This is a genomic window from uncultured Rothia sp. (genome assembly GCF_937976295.1).
In the GTDB taxonomy this organism is placed as follows: Bacteria; Actinomycetota; Actinomycetes; order Actinomycetales; family Micrococcaceae; genus Rothia.
Genome location: NZ_CALJRY010000087.1, coordinates 1 through 2,318, shown reverse-complemented (window position 1 = coordinate 2,318; position 2,318 = coordinate 1). Strand labels below are relative to the sequence as shown.

4 protein-coding genes are annotated in these 2,318 nt (G+C 56.9%); all 4 read left to right on the top strand.

The window, feature by feature from the left end:
• Positions 1-49: 49 nt before the first annotated feature.
• On the top strand, positions 50-244 hold the full coding sequence (rpmI, locus tag Q0216_RS02310) for a 50S ribosomal protein L35 (protein ID WP_004006287.1): 195 nt from the start codon (positions 50-52) through the stop codon (positions 242-244).
• A 114-nt stretch (positions 245-358) separates the two neighbouring features.
• Positions 359-739, top strand: a complete 381-nt coding sequence (gene rplT, locus Q0216_RS02305; RefSeq protein WP_005507127.1) for a 50S ribosomal protein L20 — start codon at positions 359-361, stop codon at positions 737-739.
• 215 nt (positions 740-954) lie between these two features.
• Complete coding sequence (locus Q0216_RS02300; protein WP_298592597.1) at positions 955-1,866, top strand: RNA methyltransferase; 912 nt, start codon at positions 955-957, stop codon at positions 1,864-1,866.
• 91 nt (positions 1,867-1,957) lie between these two features.
• A partial coding sequence (locus Q0216_RS02295) for a cation diffusion facilitator family transporter (protein WP_298592594.1) occupies positions 1,958-2,318 on the top strand: 361 nt, incomplete at its 3' end.

The window sequence follows — 2,318 nt, the reverse complement described above, 5'->3', positions numbered from 1 at the left end:
TGTGTCTCTTATACTGTGGCGGGGGATGAATGTAAGGAGAACGGCAGCTATGCCGAAGCAGAAGACCCACTCTGGTGCTAAGAAGCGCTTCAAGCTCACCGGTAGCGGCAAGGTTAAGCGCCAGCAGGCGAACCGCCGCCACTACCTGGAGCACAAGTCCTCTCGTCTGACCCGTCGTCTGGCTTCTGACCAGATCGTTACCGGCGGCCAGGCAAAGGTTGTCAAGAAGATGCTGGGTAAGTAAGCAACGCTTACTCTCTGCACCTGGCGCACCGATAGTGGTGCGCACTGATTAAAGACTCGCTCCTGTTCAGCGTGATATGTGAGCTGTTCAGGACATAAGACGAAGGAGACACACGTGGCACGTGTGAAGCGCGCGGTTAACGCGCACAAGAAGCGCCGTACTATTCTCGATCGTGCATCCGGCTACCGCGGTCAGCGTTCTCGCCTGTACCGTAAGGCTAAGGAGCAGGTCACTCACTCGCTGGTTTACAGCTACGACCACCGTCGTAAGAAGAAGGGTGACTTCCGTCGCCTGTGGATTCAGCGTATCAACGCTGCTTCCCGCGCACAGGGCCTGACCTACAACCGCTTCATCCAGGGCCTGAAGGCTGCTGGTGTTGAGGTTGACCGCCGTATGCTGGCTGAGCTGGCCGTGAACGAGCCCGCTGCCTTCAACGCACTGGTTGAGATTGCTAAGAACAACCTGCCCGAGGACACCTCGGCTCCCAAGGCTTAATGAGCCTAGGTTGTGTTCTTGCCTCGAAGATCTAGGTTCGGGGTAGGATGCTTAAGCGTCGTGAGCGGCCGTCTGCACTTTTGAGTGTGGGCGGCCGCTTTCTGCATGTTCGGGTATCAGACGGTGCACTGTGACTTGGGGGCGTTCTTTGGGCGCGCCTTTGCCTGTACCCTTTAAGAGTGAACTTTTTTGAACGTATTAGTACCCCCGTTGTGATGTCCAATCCGCAGGCAGATCGTGTGCGCGATATTGCGAAGCTGCGTACCCGCGCTGCCCGCACGAAGAAGGGCCAGTTCCTGGTGGAAGGCCCGCAGGCTGTGCGTGAGGCGTTGAAGGCGCATTTGCAGAAGCCGATTCTGGATGCTGTCTACGTTACGGAGGCGGCTTTTGACCGTCATGAGGATATTGCTGAGCTGCTGGAGCAGGTGTACGGCACTCCCACCCCAGAGGAAGGCCGCCGCGTCTTTATGCGTGTGGTGACTGATGAGGTGCTGGAGGCGATGGCTGATTCGGTGAGCCCGCAGGGTATTATTGCGGTTTCCTTTATGGTGGATGCGTCGTTCTCGCTGCTGTGGGGTGAGGGCGCGTTGAATCCGAAGCTGATTGCTGTGCTGTCTCGTGTGCAGGATCCGGGTAATGCGGGCACTATTCTTCGCGTGGCGGATGCGGCCGGTGCTGACCTGGTGATTACGACTAAGGGTTCGGTGGATTTGTATAACCCGAAGACGGTGCGTTCTACCGCTGGCTCGCTGTTCCATGTGCCGATTATTCAGGGTGTGCAGCTGGAGGATTTCGCGGAGGATGTGAAGTCTCAGGGTGCTGCTGTGTTGGCTGCTGACGGCTATGGTGCGGTGAATTTGCAGGAGCTGAGTGAGTACACGGCGGCTCGTCGTGCCGGTGTGGAGGCGAGTGCCCCGTCCGGCGTGAAGGGTAATTTTGATCTTTCTCAGCCGACTATGTGGCTTTTCGGGAATGAAGCGCAGGGTTTGAACGCTGAAGAAAAGGCGGCAGCGACCATGCGCGTGGCGGTGCCGGTGTACGGATCGGCTGAGTCTTTGAACGTGGGAACCGCTGCTGCTGTGTGTCTGTATGCTTCGGCGATGGCTCAGCGCGGCGTTTCTCGCTAGGTTTTGGGCGGTTCGCGGCTGTGGCACAGCGGTGGGTCGCTTTAGCCTTATAGGTTTTAGAATTTTAGGTTAGGGCTGAGAAAGGGAAATTATGTCTGCTCCTTCTGGTCATTCGGGTTCGGGCGCGATTATTGCCGCGCTGGGTGCGAACCTGGGTATTGCGGTGCTGAAGTTTTTGGCTTTTGCGCTGACTCGTTCTTCGTCGATGCTGGCGGAGGGTATTCACTCGGTGGCTGACTCTGGTAATCAGGTGTTGCTTCTGGTGGGTGGTCGTGCTGCGCAGAAGCAGGCTGATGAGGAACACCCGTTTGGTTATGGCCGTAACCGCTATATTTACGCGTTTATTGTTTCGATTATTATCTTTGCCCTGGGCGGCTTGTTTGCTCTGTATGAGGGCTATGAGAAGCTGCATGACCCGCACGGTATTACTGAGTGGCAGTGGGTTCCGGTGG

Excerpts from the sequence above, each read along its gene's own strand:
- rpmI (WP_004006287.1), top strand. The coding sequence starts at position 50 with ATGCCGAAGCAGAAGACCCACTCTGGTGCTAAGAAGCGCTTCAAGCTC.
- Q0216_RS02300 (WP_298592597.1), top strand. The coding sequence starts at position 955 with ATGTCCAATCCGCAGGCAGATCGTGTGCGCGATATTGCGAAGCTGCGT.